Annotated in this window: 17 protein-coding genes; 9 read left to right on the forward strand and 8 right to left on the reverse strand. The window is 69.8% G+C overall.

The window, feature by feature from the left end:
• The first annotated feature begins 160 nt into the window (after nucleotides 1-160).
• Nucleotides 161-1,474: an AarF/ABC1/UbiB kinase family protein gene (locus ABZX12_RS37385; RefSeq protein WP_355700193.1), complete on the forward strand. Its 1,314-nt coding sequence runs from the start codon at nucleotides 161-163 to the stop codon at nucleotides 1,472-1,474.
• Here the strand turns inward: ABZX12_RS37385 and ABZX12_RS37390 are convergent.
• A complete protein-coding gene (locus tag ABZX12_RS37390; protein ID WP_355700194.1) occupies nucleotides 1,461-2,927 on the reverse strand; it encodes an MFS transporter in 1,467 nt (488 codons plus the stop codon). The two genes, ABZX12_RS37385 and ABZX12_RS37390, sit on opposite strands and share 14 nt — an antisense overlap.
• A 133-nt stretch (nucleotides 2,928-3,060) precedes the next feature.
• On the opposite strand from ABZX12_RS37390, the gene ABZX12_RS37395 reads away from it, so the two are divergent.
• On the forward strand, nucleotides 3,061-3,852 hold the full coding sequence (locus ABZX12_RS37395; RefSeq protein WP_355700195.1) for a DUF899 domain-containing protein: 792 nt from the start codon (nucleotides 3,061-3,063) through the stop codon (nucleotides 3,850-3,852).
• A gap of 1 nt (nucleotide 3,853) precedes the next feature.
• On the opposite strand, the gene ABZX12_RS37400 is transcribed toward ABZX12_RS37395, so the two are convergent.
• Nucleotides 3,854-4,828 (reverse strand): alpha/beta hydrolase, encoded by a 975-nt coding sequence (locus ABZX12_RS37400; protein WP_355700196.1) that lies wholly within the window; start codon nucleotides 4,826-4,828, stop codon nucleotides 3,854-3,856.
• A 33-nt stretch (nucleotides 4,829-4,861) separates the two neighbouring features.
• Here ABZX12_RS37400 and ABZX12_RS37405 point away from each other — a divergent pair, with 33 nt between their 5' ends.
• Together ABZX12_RS37405 and ABZX12_RS37410 are read left to right on the forward strand one after the other, a co-directional pair.
• Nucleotides 4,862-5,278, forward strand: a complete 417-nt coding sequence (locus ABZX12_RS37405; RefSeq protein WP_355700197.1) for an NUDIX domain-containing protein — start codon at nucleotides 4,862-4,864, stop codon at nucleotides 5,276-5,278.
• A gap of 112 nt (nucleotides 5,279-5,390) precedes the next feature.
• Nucleotides 5,391-5,555 (forward strand): hypothetical protein, encoded by a 165-nt coding sequence (locus tag ABZX12_RS37410; RefSeq protein ID WP_355700198.1) that lies wholly within the window; start codon nucleotides 5,391-5,393, stop codon nucleotides 5,553-5,555.
• 66 nt (nucleotides 5,556-5,621) lie between these two features.
• Here the strand turns inward: ABZX12_RS37410 and ABZX12_RS37415 are convergent, their stop codons facing one another.
• From ABZX12_RS37415 to ABZX12_RS37425, 3 genes are all read right to left on the reverse strand, one after another.
• A complete protein-coding gene (locus ABZX12_RS37415; protein ID WP_355700199.1) occupies nucleotides 5,622-5,762 on the reverse strand; it encodes a hypothetical protein in 141 nt (46 codons plus the stop codon).
• Between the two features lie 109 nt (nucleotides 5,763-5,871).
• Nucleotides 5,872-6,159: a WhiB family transcriptional regulator gene (locus ABZX12_RS37420; RefSeq protein ID WP_131285495.1), complete on the reverse strand. Its 288-nt coding sequence runs from the start codon at nucleotides 6,157-6,159 to the stop codon at nucleotides 5,872-5,874.
• 150 nt (nucleotides 6,160-6,309) lie between these two features.
• On the reverse strand, nucleotides 6,310-6,507 hold the full coding sequence (locus ABZX12_RS37425) for a hypothetical protein (RefSeq protein ID WP_355700200.1): 198 nt from the start codon (nucleotides 6,505-6,507) through the stop codon (nucleotides 6,310-6,312).
• A gap of 387 nt (nucleotides 6,508-6,894) precedes the next feature.
• Between ABZX12_RS37425 and ABZX12_RS37430 the strand changes: the two genes are divergently transcribed.
• Nucleotides 6,895-7,851, forward strand: a complete 957-nt coding sequence (locus ABZX12_RS37430; RefSeq protein ID WP_355700201.1) for a YihY/virulence factor BrkB family protein — start codon at nucleotides 6,895-6,897, stop codon at nucleotides 7,849-7,851.
• Here the strand turns inward: ABZX12_RS37430 and ABZX12_RS37435 are convergent, their stop codons facing one another.
• Nucleotides 7,852-9,969 (reverse strand): ATP-dependent DNA helicase UvrD2, encoded by a 2,118-nt coding sequence (locus ABZX12_RS37435; protein ID WP_355700202.1) that lies wholly within the window; start codon nucleotides 9,967-9,969, stop codon nucleotides 7,852-7,854.
• A gap of 100 nt (nucleotides 9,970-10,069) precedes the next feature.
• Here ABZX12_RS37435 and ABZX12_RS37440 point away from each other — a divergent pair, with 100 nt between their 5' ends.
• Both ABZX12_RS37440 and ABZX12_RS37445 read left to right on the forward strand, forming a co-directional pair.
• Nucleotides 10,070-10,309 (forward strand): mycoredoxin, encoded by a 240-nt coding sequence (locus tag ABZX12_RS37440; RefSeq protein ID WP_355700203.1) that lies wholly within the window; start codon nucleotides 10,070-10,072, stop codon nucleotides 10,307-10,309.
• A gap of 90 nt (nucleotides 10,310-10,399) precedes the next feature.
• Nucleotides 10,400-12,769 carry a hypothetical protein gene (locus ABZX12_RS37445; protein WP_355700204.1) on the forward strand — a complete coding sequence of 790 codons (2,370 nt, stop codon included), beginning with the start codon at nucleotides 10,400-10,402 and terminating at the stop codon, nucleotides 12,767-12,769.
• Here the strand turns inward: ABZX12_RS37445 and nudC are convergent, their stop codons facing one another.
• Nucleotides 12,770-13,693: an NAD(+) diphosphatase gene (gene nudC / locus ABZX12_RS37450; RefSeq protein ID WP_355700205.1), complete on the reverse strand. Its 924-nt coding sequence runs from the start codon at nucleotides 13,691-13,693 to the stop codon at nucleotides 12,770-12,772. It abuts the gene before it with no gap.
• Nucleotides 13,694-13,732: 39 nt separating this feature from the next.
• Here nudC and deoD point away from each other — a divergent pair, with 39 nt between their 5' ends.
• Nucleotides 13,733-14,446 (forward strand): purine-nucleoside phosphorylase, encoded by a 714-nt coding sequence (gene deoD / locus ABZX12_RS37455; RefSeq protein ID WP_355700206.1) that lies wholly within the window; start codon nucleotides 13,733-13,735, stop codon nucleotides 14,444-14,446.
• A 149-nt stretch (nucleotides 14,447-14,595) separates the two neighbouring features.
• Nucleotides 14,596-15,000, forward strand: a complete 405-nt coding sequence (locus ABZX12_RS37460; protein WP_355700207.1) for a hypothetical protein — start codon at nucleotides 14,596-14,598, stop codon at nucleotides 14,998-15,000.
• Between the two features lie 9 nt (nucleotides 15,001-15,009).
• Here ABZX12_RS37460 and ABZX12_RS37465 read toward each other — a convergent pair whose 3' ends face one another.
• Complete coding sequence (locus tag ABZX12_RS37465) at nucleotides 15,010-15,645, reverse strand: TetR/AcrR family transcriptional regulator (protein ID WP_355700208.1); 636 nt, start codon at nucleotides 15,643-15,645, stop codon at nucleotides 15,010-15,012.
• Between the last annotated feature and the right edge of the window lie 87 nt (nucleotides 15,646-15,732).

Genomic DNA, 15,732 nt, shown 5'->3' on the forward strand with positions numbered 1-15,732 from the left:
GTGCGCCCCGCCGCGCCCCCCCCCCCGGCCGTCACCATTATTCGGTTGGTGGGGGGGCCGGTCATGGGGCCGCCCGCCAACCCCGCCTTTCGTCGTCCCCGGGCCCGTGACACACCGCCCCCGCCCGAGCTGGGCTTGGGTGACCGGACAGAATGGGAGCGTGTCGGACCTTCCTCGCAAGGCGCTGAGCCGGACCGCGAAACTTGCCAGCCTGCCGCTCGGCGCCGCCGGGCGGGCCACGGTCGGCCTGGGCAAGCGCATCGGCGGTGCGCCCGCGGAGGCCGTGCTCGCCGAGTTCCAGCGCCGTACCGCGGACCAGCTGTTCGCCGTCCTGGGTGAGCTCAAGGGCGGCGCGATGAAGTTCGGGCAGATGCTCAGCCTGATGGAGTCGGCGATGCCGGAGGAGTTCGCGGCGCCGTACCGGGCGACCCTGACCAAGCTGCAGGACTCCGCCCCGCCGATGCCGGCCTCGACCGTGCACACGATCCTGTCGCGGGAGCTGGGCAAGCGCTGGCGGGACCGCTTCGAGGAGTTCGACGACCGGCCGGCGGCGGCCGCGTCGATCGGCCAGGTGCACCGCGGGCGGCTGAAGGACGGCCGCGAGGTCGCGGTCAAGCTGCAGTACCCGGGCGCCGCCGAGGCCCTGCGCGCCGACCTGCGCCAGCTCGGCCGGTTCGGCCGGACGATCGGCACGATGATCCCGGGCCTGGACGTGAAGCCGCTGGTTGCCGAGCTGCAGGAGCGGATCGGCGAGGAGCTCGACTACGACCGCGAGGCGCAGGCCCAGCAGCAGTACGCCGACGCGTTCAAGGACCACCCGGAGTTCGTGGTGCCGCGGGTGGTCAAGCATTCGCCCACGGTGATCGTGTCGGAGTGGATCGAGGGCCGCCCGCTGTCGTCGTACATCACCGAAGGCACCAAACAGGAGCGGGACGCGATCGGGCTGAAGTACGTCCGGTTCATGTTCAGCGGACCGAAGTACGCCGGTCTGCTGCACTCCGACCCGCATCCGGGCAACTTCCGGGTGATGGCCGACGGCCGGCTCGGCGTGGTCGACTTCGGCCTCTGCGCGCGGCTGCCGGACGGCCTGCCGCCCGCGATCGGGCGGCTGCTGCGGATCTCGCTGAACGGCGACGGCGTCGCGGTCCGGGACGGGCTCAAGGCCGAGGGCTTCATCAAGCCGCGGATGGACATCGATCCCGAGCAGCTGATGGACTACCTGGCGCCGTTCGCGGAGCCGGCCCGGTCGGAGACCTTCCAGTTCAGCCGGGCCTGGATGCGCGCGCAGGCGAACCGGACCGGTGACTTCCGGTCGCCCAACGCGTCGCTCGCCCTGCGCCTCAACCTGCCGCCGTCGTACCTGCTGATCCACCGGGTGTGGATCGGCGGGATCGCCGTCCTGTCCCAGCTCGAGGCCGAGGCGCCGTTCCGCGCGGTCCTGGAGGAGCTCCTGCCGGGCTTCACCGACGACTGAGGGCCGGCAGCGCCCGCAGGGTGACCGCGAGCAGGATCGCCATCGCGGTCAGGGCGACGGCCGTCAGTGCGGCCGCCAGATGGAGGCCCGAGGTGAAGGCGTCGCGGGCCTGGTCGAGTACGTCGGCCGCGGCCCCTTGGCTGACGGCCTCGCCCAACGAGTTGCCGGCATGCCCGTCCGTCCGGTTGCGGTACACCGCGGTGACGACGCTGCCGAGGACGGCGATCCCGAGGGCGTAGCCGAACTCGTTGCCGGTCTGGGTCAGCGCGCCCGCCGAGCCGGCCTGCTCCGGCGGGACGGACCCGATCACCAGGTTCGTCCCCAGGATGACCAGGGCGCCCGGCCCGAGGCACTCGAACGCGAAGGCGATCACCAGCACGGTGGTCGAGGTGGTCAGGCTGACGACCACCATGCCGACGACGGTGAACGCGACGCCGACCGGGATCAGGACCCCCGGGCGGATCCGCTGCGCCAGCCGCGGGGCGAGCTGGAAGCCGATCGTGGACGTGATCATGCCCGGAACCAGCGCCAGACCGGCCTGCAGCGGAGTCATCCCCTTGACCAGCTGGAAGTACTGCGCGATGAACACCATCACGCCGCCGGACAGCATCGAGTACGCCGTCATGCTGCCGAGCGTCACGCTGAAGGTGTGGCGGGTGAACAGCCGTACGTCGACGAGCGGGTCCGCCAGGCGCAGCTGCCGCCGTACGAAGACCCAGCCGAACATCGCACCTGCCGCCAGCGCCACGACCGACTCCGCGTCGGCGCCGTGCGCGGCGAGGTGCTTCAGGCCGTGGATCGCCGGCAGGATCGCGGCCAGCGACAGGACGACGCTCGGAACGTCGATCCGCCCGGCCCGCTCGTTGCGATACTCGGGGAGGATGAACGGCCCGGCCGCGAGCAGCGCCACCATCGCGGGGACGCCGATCAGGAACGCCGAGCCCCACCAGAAGTGGTTGAGCAGGACGCCGCCGACGATCGGCCCGATGATCGCGCCGACGGTGAAGCACCCGCCCCAGACGCCGAGCGCGGTGGCCCGCTGCCGCTCGTCCGGGAAGATCGTCGAGATCAGCGACAAGGTGCACGGCGCGATCGCGGCGCCGGCGATCCCCAGCACCGCGCGGGCGCCGATCAGCATGCCGGGGCTGACGGAGTACGCCGCCACGATCGAGGCGGCGCCGAACACGGCAGCGGCGATCAGCAGCAGCCGGCGGCGCCCGATCCGGTCGCCCAGGGTGCCCATGGTGATCATCAGGCCGGCGACCATGAAGCCGTAGACGTCCAGAATCCACAGCTGCTGGCTGCTGCTGGCGCCGAGCGCCTCGGTGACAGCCGGAACGGCCAGCAGCATCACGAACAGGTCGAGCGACACCAGGAGCGTGGCCAGGCACAGCACACCGAGCGCGATCCACTGCCGCCTGCTGGTGGCCACGGCGTCTACCTCGAGGGTCATCGATCCGGTCCTTCCGAGAGGGTGTCTTCACCCCCTGCGTCGAGCGGATCGGCCGTGGATCGACACATCGCCCGGAATTTGTCCCAGCCGTGCCCTAGCGTGGTCGACTCCTGCCGACGAGGGGAGCTGGACCATGAACCGGATCGGGAATCTTCCGCAGGTCGTGTCGCCCGAGGACTGGCTGGTGGCGCGCCGGGAGCTGCTGGCGCGGGAGAAGGAGGTGACCCGCGCGCGGGACCGGCTGAACGCCGAGCGACGGCGGCTGCCGATGGTCCGGATCACCAAGCCGTACGTGTTCGAGGGACCGGACGGGCCGGTCAGCCTGCTCGACCTGTTCGCCGGGCGGCAGCAGCTGGTCATGCATCACTTCATGTTCGGCCCGGACTGGGACGAGGGATGCCCGAGCTGCTCGTCGGCGGCCGACGAGATCGGCAACCTGCGCCAGCTGCACGTCCGCAACACGTCGCTGGTCGCTGTCTCCCGAGCGCCGTACGAAAAGCTTGCGGCGTTCAAGGCCCGGCTGGGCTGGACGTTCCCGTGGTACTCGTCGTACGGGAGCGACTTCAACTACGACTTCCACGCAACCCTGGACGACCGGGTCGCGCCGGTGCTGCTGCACTTCCGCACGCAGGAGGAGCTGGCCGCGGAGAAGGGCACGCCCTGGACGGACGGGCCGTGGACGCCGGACATGAACGGCGAGGAGATGCCCGGGATCAGCACGTTCCTGCGGGTCGACGACGACGTCTTCCACACCTACTCGACCTTCGGGCGCGGCATCGAGGACTTCCACAACTGCTACCGGTACCTCGACCTCACGGTCCTCGGCCGCCAGGAGGCGTGGGAGGAGCCCGCCGGCCGGGCCGAACCGCTCGGGCTGCACGTCGGCGGTCCCGCGATGCGCGTCCCCGATCAGTACGAGGGGTGACTCACCAGTAGACCGGGTCCAGCTTGCCCTCGATGTTGCGGACGTTCTCCCGGGCGCACCGGTCGCAGTACAGCAGCTTGCGGCCGTCCTCGATCGAGGTCACCCAGGTCAGCGGCGCGTCTTCCGACTCCGCCTGCTGACCACACAACGCACAGGTAGCTCTGCTCACGGGCCATAGTGTTGCACCACTGGTCTCCAGGAATCGCCGCACCTCGACGTTGAACGCCTCGGGTGCCTCGAGGTTGATCTCGTGACCGACTCCGGGCAGCACCACGAGCTCCGCGGCAGGGATCGCCGAACGCAGCGCCGCAGCGACCGTGCGGACCGGCGCGCGCTGGTCGTGCTCGCCCCACAGCAGCAGGGTGGGGACGGTGATCGTCGGCAGGACCGCGTTCAGATCTGCCTCGGCGAAGGCGCTCAGCATCGGCAGCATCCCCGCCCGGCGGCTCTCGAGCATCATCGTCCGGACCAGCTCCAGTGTCCCTGGCGGCACCGGGCCGTCGAAGAGAGTGGGCAGGTAGCCCTCCAGCCACTCCCGCGGCGGTCGGTCTGCCTCGGCCCGGACCCGGCGGACCCGGGCCTCGACCTCTGCCGGCGGCAAGGAGCCCCTCCAGCCGGCGTACGCCCCCGCCAGAACCAGCGAGCGGACGAGCTGGGGGTGGCGTTCCCAGACGGCCAGAGCCAGGCCGCCGCCCCAGGACAGGCCGCCCAGATGGGCACTGTCGACACCAAGCGCGGCGAGCAGCGCCGCCAATGCGTCGGCGTAGCCGGACATCGTCATCTCACCGGGCGGGTCGTCCGAGCCGCCGCAGCCGGGCGCGTCCCAGGCGATGACGTCGTACCGGTCGGCGAGCCCGGCCAGCTGCGGCTGCCAGGCGCGGCCGTCGCTCCACCCGCCGTGCAGCAGCACCAGCGCCGGCCCCGCCCCGGCCCGGTGGTAAGCCAGCCTCCTGCCGTCGACGTCAGCCAGCTTCATCGCCCGGCACCTCCCCCGCCTATGCTCCTCAGCATGCGCTGGGTGATCCACGGTGAGGAAGAGGCTTGGTCCAATCCGTGGCTGAGCGTACGGCGGCTGGACGTCGAGCAGCCCGACGGGCGCCGGTTCGACTACCACGCGGTCCGGTTGAAGGACATCGCCGCCGCGGTCGTCACCCGGGACGGCTGTGTGCTGCTGATGTGGCGGCACCGGTTCCTGACCGATACCTGGGCGTGGGAGGTCCCGATGGGGATCATCGAGCCTGATGAGACTCCGCAGGCAGCGGCGGCGCGGGAGCTCGAGGAGGAGACCGGCTGGCGGGCGGACGGGCTGACCGAGCTGATCCGCTCCGAGCCCGCGGCCGGGATCACCGACTCCCGGCACTTCGTCTTCCGGACGACGAGTGTGCGGTACGCCGGACCGCCGACCGAGCTAGGCCCTGTCTGGTGATCCAGCGCCGTCGCGAGGAGGTGCTCGGTGCGGTGTCTCGGCGTGCTGGAGCGAAGGCCTCGATGCGGATCCATCGTGGTCTTTGCTCCAGTGCGGCGAGGTGCCGTGCCGAGTGCCCCGCAGTAGGCGATGGATCACCAGACAGGGCCTCAACGAGTCCGACCGGATCGAGTGGATCCCGCTGGCCGACGTCCCGGCGATGATCGCCCGGCACGAGATCGTCAGCGGCATCACGCTGGTCGGGCTCCAGCAACTGCTGCTGTCCGAACGCGGCTGAGGGGCGGCACCCCCGGTGGGTGCCGCCCCTCAGTGATTCAGCTGGTCAGGCTGTGCTTGTGGTGGATCAGACCAGGCGGGCGAGCGCGAGGCGCGCGCGTGCGCTGGCCCTCTCGGCTCGCCGGCCGGCCCGCTCGGCCTGCTTCTGCGCCTTCTCGATCTGGTGAGCGAGGCGGAAGCGCCGGTTCTGCTCTGCGTCGTTCAGCAAAGTACGACAATGAGCACGGGCGAGATCTTCATGAAGTAAATGCATTTCGGTGCTCCTGGTAAAAGTCTGAGTGGTCACGTTCGGACTCGATTCGGATGGGTTGAGGTCGTCAGGCTGCGGTTACGGTGTCACTCTTGCGGGGACGCCCACGGGGCCGCTTGCGCGGAACCACCACTCCCTGGACGAACAGCTCGCCGCCCCACACTCCCCACGGCTCGGAACGCTCGAGCGCTCCGGCCAGGCACTCGGCCTTCAGCGGGCAGGTGGTGCACAGCGACTTTGCGTACTCGACGTCCGCCGGCGATTCGGCGAAGAAGAGTTCTGGCGCGTAGGACCGACAGGGCAGGTCCTGCGACGTTGCGACCTCGGTGAAGACATCGAGGAAGCTAACGCTCATTCCGGTCACCTCCCAGTGACTTTGGTGCTGATCTCTTGTCGTCCGTGACAGCTGCCGGTTGACAGCCGCCAAAACTGTGTTGACAAACAAAAGGGCCGCGGGACCCTTTGACGGGTTCCGCGGCCTTGGAGGTGCCGGCTCTGACGCTTGTCAGACCGGTGGACTCCATGCTCGAGAACCCGAACCGCCGTACTTCACATCGCCGACAGCTCCGCCCTTGAACTGGGCAGCGCCGGAAGCCATGAGCACAACGGTCGCGACGTGCAGGCGCGGCGAGGCACCCTGAATCGGGGCGCACGGCAGCGCGGCAGCGTCGCTGAACGGCTTCTTGACCGTGTTGATGTTCATTCCAGGGCACCTCCTCTCGTTGTGGCGAAGCGGGCGGTTAGCTCGATCGCTATGGTGGTTTGAAGTTTTCGGCCAGGCTTCGACCGCAGAAAGAACAGTACGCCGTCCGCGCCGGAGCCTGCAAACTATTTATCGCCAGTTCGCGAAGTTGGCCGGAAGTTGCCGCTCCGGCGGCCGGATCTGGCTGCCGAACCCTGCTTCCGGCACGCTCCGGGGCGCCGTCCGCACGCTCCGAGATCGTTGCCTCTGTCACCTAACTGCCACGTCTGCCAGGAGCAGAACGCGGCACGTCCTCCAGGATGCGCCGCGATCGCCTTCCCGGCAAGCACATTTAGCTCCGCCGGGCGGGGTACCGCAGGGACGCGACCTGGGGTGAGGAGGCCGGCGATGACGAACGAGACAGCAGTGGGAGTTCCGGGCGGCGAGGCAGGCAGGCCACGCGAGATCCCGGCGCGCGGGTGGTGGCAGATCCTGCGGCGGGCGTGGGCCGAGGCCAAGGCCGACCAGGTGCCGTTGCTGGCCGCCGGTGTCGCGTTCTTCGGATTCCTGTCCGTGTTCCCGGCGATCATCGCGGCCGTTCTCGCCTACGGGCTGGTCGCGGATCCGGCGCAGATCCGGAACCAGGCCGAGGACCTGGCGAAGGCGATGCCGGCCTCGGGCCGCGATCTGCTCCTGCAGCAGATCGACTCGCTCACCTCCGCCCCGCAGCGCAGCCTCGGCATCGGTGTCGCGATCGCTGTACTCCTCGCGCTGTGGAGCGCGTCGAGCGGCATCGGCTACCTGGTCACCGCCGTCAACCTCGCCTACGACGAGGAGGAGACGCGGGGATTCGTCCGCCGGAAGGTGCTCGCCCTCGGCCTGACGCTGGGTGCGATCGTCTTCGTCCTGCTCGCCGCCACGCTGTTCTCGGTCGGGGCCGCGATCGGGAACGACGTACCGGCCCCGGTGCGTTACGCGCTCATGGCGCTCCGGCTGGTGCTCGCCCTGGTCCTGATCAGCATCGCGCTGGCAGTCATCTACCGGATCGCGCCGAACCGGGAAGCGCCGCAGGTCCGCTGGGTCTCCGTCGGCGCCGGCGTCGCCACCGTCATCTGGCTGCTCGCCTCGATCGGTTTCTCGGTGTACGTCGAAACGTTCGGGAGCTACGCGAAGACCTACGGCAGTCTGGCGGCGGTGGTCGTCCTGCTGTTGTGGCTCTGGCTCACCGCGTACGCCATCTTGCTCGGGGCGGAGATCAACGCAGAGTCGGAGCAGCAGACGATCCGCGACAGCACCACCGGCGAACCGCGACCGCTCGGTGCGCGCGGGGCGGTGAAGGCGGACTCTGTCCCGGCCGAGGACTGACTACCGGGTACAGAGGTTCAGGATCTTCTCGCCGTACTTGGACAGCTTGGTGTGCCCGATGCCGGGGATCGCACGGAGCGCCTGGGCGTCGGCCGGCCGGGTCTCGGCGATCGCGGTCAGGGTCGCGTCGGTGAGGATCACGAACGCGGGCATCCGCTCGGTCTCGGCCTGCTCGGTGCGCCACTCGACGAGCGCGTCGTACAGCTTCTGGTCGATCGTGGAGGGACAGTCCTCGCAGCGGCCGAGCTTGCGGGCGCCCGGGTCGAGCAGGCCGCGCCCGCAGACCCGGCACTTCGGGATCGGGCGCCCCGAGCGGGATTCGGCCGACGGGCGCTCGTAGCCGACGGACGCCGACGGGGTCCACTCGGTGCGCGCCGTCCGGACGCCGATCGGGTCCAGGAAGCGCGTCGGCCCCCGCGTGCCGCGGCCGCCCGGCGAGCGGGAGGTGGACCAGCTGATGAACAGCTGCTGCTTGGCCCGGGTCACCCCGACGTAGAACAGCCGCCGCTCCTCCTCCACCTGGGCCGGTGTCTGGGCGTAGCTGATCGGCAGCGTGCCCTCATGGGCCCCGACGATGAAGACGCACTCCCACTCCAGACCCTTCGCGGCGTGCATCGTCGCCAGCGTGACGCCCTCCGCCAGCGGCGCATGCTGGATCGTCGCCCGCCGGTCCAGCTCGGCCATCAGCTCCGGCAGCCTGGCCTCGGGGTGCTCGGCCGCGAAATCGCTCGTCATCGTCACCAGTGCGCTCAGCGACTCCCACCGGTCCCGCACGGCGCCGGTCCCGGTCGGCGGCTCCTGCGTCCACCCCGCCCCGGCGAGCACTCCGGTCACGGTGCTGACCAAGTCGTCCGAGCCTTCGCCGGCCTTGACCTGGCCCCGCAGCAGGACGGCGGCCTGGCGGATCTCGGCCCGCTCGAAGAACCGCTCCGCGCCCTTCAGCACGGTCGGGATCTTCCGCTCGGCCAGCGCCTGCTCGAAGTTCTCCGACTGCGCGTTGGTCCGGAACAGGACGGCGATGTCCCGCAGTGGCACACCCTCGTCCCGCAGCCGGACGACAGCGCGGGCCACGGCGTCCGCCTCCGCGACCTCGTCGGAGTACTCCCGGTAGACCGGAACCGGGCCGGCCTCCTTCTGCGACCGCAGCGTGACCCGCCCGGGCAGACCGGTCGGTCCGGCCGCATCCAGGATCTTGTTCGCCACGTCGACGATCTGCGGCGTCGAGCGGTAGTCGCGGACCAGCTTGATCACCGTGGCCGACGGGTGCCGGGACGCGAAACGCACCAGGTTCTCCGGGTCGGCGCCGGCCCACGAATAGATGGTCTGCGCCGGGTCCCCAACCACGCAGACATCCTCACGGCCGCCCAGCCACAGGTCGAGCAGGCTCTGCTGCAGTGGCGAGACGTCCTGGTACTCGTCCACGACGAAGGTCCGGTACTGCCGGCGGATCTCCGCGGCCACTCGCTCGTCCTCCGCCAGCAGCGCGACCGTGCAGAGCAGCACGTCCTCCAGGTCGATCCGGCCGCGCTCCAGCTTGACGTCCTCGTACGCCGCGAAGATGCGGGCGATCGTCGGCGGATCGAAGGCCGCCAGGGCCCGCGCCGACCGGGGCGCCAGCCGGGCGTAGTCGTCCGGGCGGACGTTGCTCACCTTGGCCCACTCCACCTCACCGGCCAGGTCGCGCAGCGCGGGCGTGTCCACCCGGACCCGGCAGCGGGACGCGGCCTCGGTCAGCAGCGGGAACTTCCGGTCCGCGATCGGCGGCAACTCCCCGCCGTACACCTTCGGCCAGAAGAAGCGGGCCTGCCGGAGCGCGGCGGAGTGGAACGTGCGGGCCTGCACGCCCTGGACGCCGAGCTGCGCGAGCCGGCCGCGCATCTCCCCGGCGGCCCGCTGGGTGAACGTCACCGCGAGCACCCGGACCGGGTCGAAGGTGCCGGTGCGCACGCCGTACGCGATCCGGTGGGTGATGGCCCGGGTCTTCCCGGTGCCCGCGCCGGCCAGCACCGCGACGGCCCCGTGCAACGAGGTCGCGACCGCCCGCTGCTCCGGATCGAGGGCCTCGAGGAGGTCATCGGCGGAGCCGGGTCGTGTGAAGTCGCTCACGGGCTGGGTCATGCGGGAACAGCACCACCTGCAACATGGTTCGGATACGTCGAGGGCAACCCTAGACGGCGCGCCCGACATAAACCCCTCCCACTCCACAAGGAGTCCGCCGATGTCGGCATTCACGATGTACTCCACGCCTTGGTGCGGCTACTGCCACCGGCTCAAGGGCCAGCTCAAGCGAGCCGGCATCGAGTTCACCGAGATCGACATCGAGCAGGTGCCGGGCGCTGCCGAGATCGTCGAGAAGATCAACAACGGGAACCAGACGGTCCCGACGGTGGTCTTCCCGGACGGCACCGCGATGACCAACCCGTCGCTCGCCCAGGTCGCGGACAAGCTCGTCGCCTGACATCCGGCTCAGGTCATATCGCCTGAGTTATGGACTTTACGGTCATGGCCGTTATACCTTGCGATGAACGCCGTCGCAGGGAGTCCGCCCATGTTCTCGCGCCGTTCATTCCGCCATGCCCTGATCACGCTCGCCGCCGTGCTCGGCCTGCTCGCCACGAGCGGCCTGCACGCGGCAGCGGCGCCGCCGGGCGATGCGCCCCCGGACCTGCCGCACCCGTTCCCGTCGGAGAACTGGCCGCTCGGCACGCCGACGAAGCCGTTCGCGCCGAGTGCGGATGTCGTCAAGGATCTCGGCTCGCCGGTCAGCTCGCTGACGATCATGGAAGGCGCGATCGGCCGCACTCCTGACGGGCGCGACGTCGTGTACGCCGTACCAGCAGGCGAGAACGCCCGTTTGAACGTCGTCGACCTGCACACCCGCGAGCTGATCCGGACCGTGCCGTTGCAGGGCGCGGCGGGCGGCTGGGCGATCGTCGTGACGCCGAACGGCGACGTCTACCTCGGTACGTATGCCAACGCGCACCTGTACCGCTACAGCCCCGCCACCGGCGAGGTGACCGACCTGGGCCAGCCCATCCCCGGTCAGTCCCAGATCTACGGCCTGACGTCCGACCCGGCCGGCAACGTGTACGCGGGGACGTACCCGAACGCCCACGCGTTCAAGTACGACGCGACGACGGGACAGGTCACGGACTACGGCTCGCTCGACCCGGTGCAGCAGTACGCCCGGTCCACGGTCTACGACCCCGACCACAACAAGTTGTTCGTCGGCGTCTCCACCCCGAACGCCCGGCTGCTCCGCATCGACCCGGACACCAAGGTGGTCGAGGACATCACTCCGCCGGGCACGACCGCGAAGGACTTCATCGACCTGGACTACGCCGGCGGCAAGGTGTTCGCGAACGCCAGCAGCCGGCTGGTTGTGGTGGACGCGGTGACCGGTGAGCAGGTCAAGTACACCGACGCCACCACTGGTCAGCTCGTGATGGACTACCCGATCGCGGCCCGCGGTGTCTCCGCCGCCGGGCCGGGCGGCGTCTACTTCACCAACAACACCCTGTCCCTCACGCACTACGACCTCGACAGCAACACGGTCGGTCCGGTGTCGCCGCCGCGCACACTGACCCGTGGCGCGTCCATCGGCTACGGCTGGGTGACCGAGAACGGCGTACCGGTGCTGTACGGCCTGGCCGGTAACTACTCCGGCGGCACGTTCCGCTACAACCCGGCGGACGGGACGCTTGCGCAGTGGAGCTCGCCGTTCCAGTACGTACCGTCGCCGCTGATGCACGAGCTGGCCGACCCCAGCACGGGCAAGGTGTTCGTCAACGTCTATCTGAACGGCTCCACCGCTGTGTACGACCCGGCGACCGGCAAGTCGACGGTCACGACCCGGCAGGGCCAGGTGGAGGGCTGGGCCTGGGACGGCAACGGGAAGATGTACGTCGGCATCTACCCGTACGGCCGGCTGTCGCTCTGGGACCCGACGCAACCGGACAGCCCGACCAACCCGAAGGAACTGTTCAGCCTCGTCGACAGCGACCACCAGAACAGGCCGGTCGCGGTGGTCCCGGCGGGCAACCGCGTGTACGTCGGCACCACCCCGGCGTACGGCGAGTACGGCGGCGCGCTGACCGTGTACGACGTACCGACCGGCAGCCACACGGTCTACCGCAACCTGGTGACCGACCAGACGATCTCCTCCGTCGTCCCGGCAGGCGCTGACGTCTGGGTCGGCTCCAGCATCGAGGGCGGTCAGGGCACCGAGCCGCGGGCGACCGAGGCGCACTTGGTGAAGGTGAACCCGTCGACGGGACAGGTGCTCACCGACATCGTCCCGGTGTCGGGAGCGGCCAGCATCAACGAACTGGTCACCGGACCGGACGGCAACATCTGGGGTCTGGCCGACGGGATCGTGTTCGCCATCGATCCGTCGACCGGAGAGGTCAAGCGCCTGCTGCCCGTGTTCAGCGGCTTCACCGGCTCACAGGACGGTGCGCTGTCCTGGCGTGACGGTTACCTCTACGGCGTCACAGGTGGCCGGCTGTTCGTACTGGACATCCTGAGCGGCCAGGCGACCGTCCTGCGCGACCACGGCCTGAATCGGCTCACCCAGACACCGGACGGCACCTACTACACGCTGCTGCGGCCGGACGGCTACATCAACCCGACCAACCTGGCGTCGTACACGCCACCGGTCGACAGTTGCCCGCAGTCCGATGTCCGCACCACGGTCTGGACCGGCAACATCGACAGTCACGTGCAGAACCGCTTCCTGACCTACGGCTGCACGCTGACCGATGTACTGCCGGATGCCGAGGCGGACTGGCCCAGCCACAGCACCTACGTGGACGCCGTCAACCGGAAGGTCCGTGAGCTGGAGCGAGCCGGCTCGGTGGAGGGCTGGGAGGGCGTCATGATCCGGATCGCCGCGGCCCGCTCCGACGTGGGCCGGTGATCACCAGCTCCCGGTGAGGCTGTCGCCGTACCAGCCTTCGATCAGGCGGCGGGAGATCGAGATCGCTCCCGGGAGGGCCATCGTGCCGGCTTCGACCAGCGCGCGGAGGTCCTCCCGGGTGAACCACTTCGCCTCGGCGATCTCGTCGGCGTCCACCTCGATGTCGAACCCGGTCGCCTTGGCGTAGAACCCGAGCATCAGGCTGGCGGGCAGCGGCCACGGCTGGCTGCCGGCGTACTCGATCTCCGGCCCGACGATCACACCGGTCTCCTCGAGCACCTCCCGGCGGACGGCGGCCTCCAGGGACTCGCCGGGCTCCACGAAACCGGCCAGCGTGGAGTACCGGCCGACGGGCCAGGCCTCGTTGCGGCCGAGCAGCGCGCGGTCCTGGTCGTCGGTGACGAGCACGATGATCGCCGGGTCGCTGCGCGGGAAGTGGCTGCGGCCGCAGACCGGGCAGTGCCGGACGTGGCCGGCCTCCACCACCTCGGTGTGTTCACCGCAGTTCGCACAGTGCGTGTGGACGCCGTGCCAGTTGGACAGGCCGATCAAGTGGACGGCGATCCCCGCCTCGCGGTCGTCCAGGACGGCGCCCAGCTCGCGCAGCCCGCCGTACGACTCGTCGGCCTCGCCCTCGGTCAGGACGCCGAAGACCGCGCGGCCCTCGGCGGTCATGCCGGCGCCGGACTCGCGGTCGATCCCGAGGAAGATGCGGGTGCCCTCGGGCGCCTCGGACGGCGGCACGAAGCGGAGCGCGGAGCGGTCGTCGACCACCTGGATCTGGTCGCCGGCCACCGCGACCACCTGCGTGTCCGGCGAGGCCCACGCCTTCTCCAGCCAGTCGTCGTCGCGGCGACGGTCGGCGGCGCGGTCGAGCACGGACCGGGACAGGGCTAGCGAACCAGGTGCGATGGAGTAGGCCACGTACCTCAACATATCCCGCCCGCATGAGAGCATCCCGGCATGAGTATTCACATCGCCGCCGAGAAGGGGCAGATCGCACCGCGGGTGCTGTTCCCGGGGGACCCGCTGCGGGCCAAGTGGATCGCGGAGACCTACCTGTCCGACGTGATCTGCTACACCGAGATCCGCAACATGTTCGGGTTCACCGGCACCTACAAGGGTGAGCGCATCTCCGTGCAGGGCTCCGGCATGGGCCAGGCGTCCGCGTCGATCTACGCGAACGAGCTGTTCGCGGAGTACGACGTCCAGACGCTGATCCGGGTCGGCACCTGCGGCGCGCTCACCGAGGCGGTCCGGGTCCGCGACGTGATCGTGGCGATGTCCGCGAGCACCGACTCGCAGATGAACCGGCTGCGCTTCCACGGCATCGACTACGCCCCGACGGCCGACTACCAACTGCTCCGCGCGGCGGTGGACGCGGCCGAGGCGGCCGGGCTGAACGTGCACGTCGGCCAGGTGTTCTCCGGCGACCTGTTCTACAACGACCGTCCGGACCTGGTCTCGCGGACCGCGGAGTACGGCGTGCTCGGCATCGAGATGGAGGCCGCGGCGCTGTACACGCTGGCCGCGAAGTTCGGCCGCCGCGCGCTCGGCATCATGACGGTGTCGGACCACCTGATCACGCACGAGGTGACGTCCGCGGAGGAGCGCCAGACGACGTTCTCCGAGATGATCACGATCGCGCTCGACGCGGCGATCGAGGTGCCGGTCTGAACCCGCGGTACGGCGCTGCCGCACTGCTCTGCGCAGCGCTCCTCGCCGCGACGACCGCATGCTCTGGCGACAAGCCGGAGCAGGCCGGCAGCCCGAGCGCCTCAGGCACAACAGCGACCAGCAACACGCCCTCAGGACCTGAGGAGACGTTGCCCGACCTGACCGCCGCACAGGTCGTAGCTGCACTCAGCGCGAAGAACTACCAGTGCAGCACCGACGAGGCGTACGAGACGTGCAGCCAGGGCACCACCTCGGTGCAGGTGCTCATCGGGAACCACCCCCGTCCGCCCGTGGTGTCGCTGCAAGCGTCCGGGGTGCCCGCGGAGGCGACGACGAAGCTGGCCGAGTTCGCACCGCAGGCTCTCGAGCTGGCGCACGTCAACCCGCGCAGTCAGATCGTCGACTGGCTGAAACAGCAGCAGGGCAAGACGACCGCCGCGACCACGGCCGGCAACTGGAACGTCGAGTTCTCCACCGAGGCCGAGTCCGAGGCACCTGGTGCGATCCTCACCCTCACCGACAAGCTCTGCACGGCGAACTGCGGAGCCGAGTAACCCGTCGGGCTACGCCGCGACCAGCTTGGGCAGGACCTGCAGCAGCCGGCCGGTCAGCAGGTCCGGGACCTTCTCCGGGTTGGCGGCGTAGCCGACGACGGCCTGCTCGAACAGGCCGTCGATCAAGGCGTACGCCGTCGGCGCGTCCACGGCCGCTGCCGTGCCGGTGAGATCGGCGTACCGACTCAGGATCCGCCAGATCATCTCTTCCAGCAGCTGGTCGATCGCCTCGACGTCCGGCCGCAGCTGCTCCTCGAACATGCTCTGCGCCCGCAAGTCGTACCAGAGCTTGTGCATCGGGGTCTCCTCGACCAGCGTCTGGGTCATCTTGCCCAGGAACCCCGTGACGAGGTCCTCCCCCGACGTCGCGGTCTCGACCACCTCGTCGTACCGCCGGGAGCACTTGGTCTTGTAGTAGCGCACGCAGTAGCTGATCAGATCGATCTTGTCGCGGAAGTAGTAGTGCACGACGCCGTGCGTGAACTCGGAGTTGTTCGCGATCTCGCGCAGGCTGGTGCGCGCATACCCGAGCTCGCCGAGGGTCTTCAGCGCGGACTCGGCCAGCGCGATCCGGCGGCGCTCGATCTTGTCGATCCCGGAGACGCGGGCAGGCCGCTCCTCAGCCGCGGACGCCACAGCACTCACCCACTCTCGAATCGGGGCCGATGCGTCAGAGTACCCCGCCCCGGGCCAGGCGCGTCCCGCGGCGGGGAGATTTCTTGACAAGTGTCA

The sequence above is a fragment of the Kribbella sp. NPDC003505 genome, from assembly GCF_040610875.1.
GTDB lineage: Bacteria > Actinomycetota > Actinomycetes > Propionibacteriales > Kribbellaceae > Kribbella.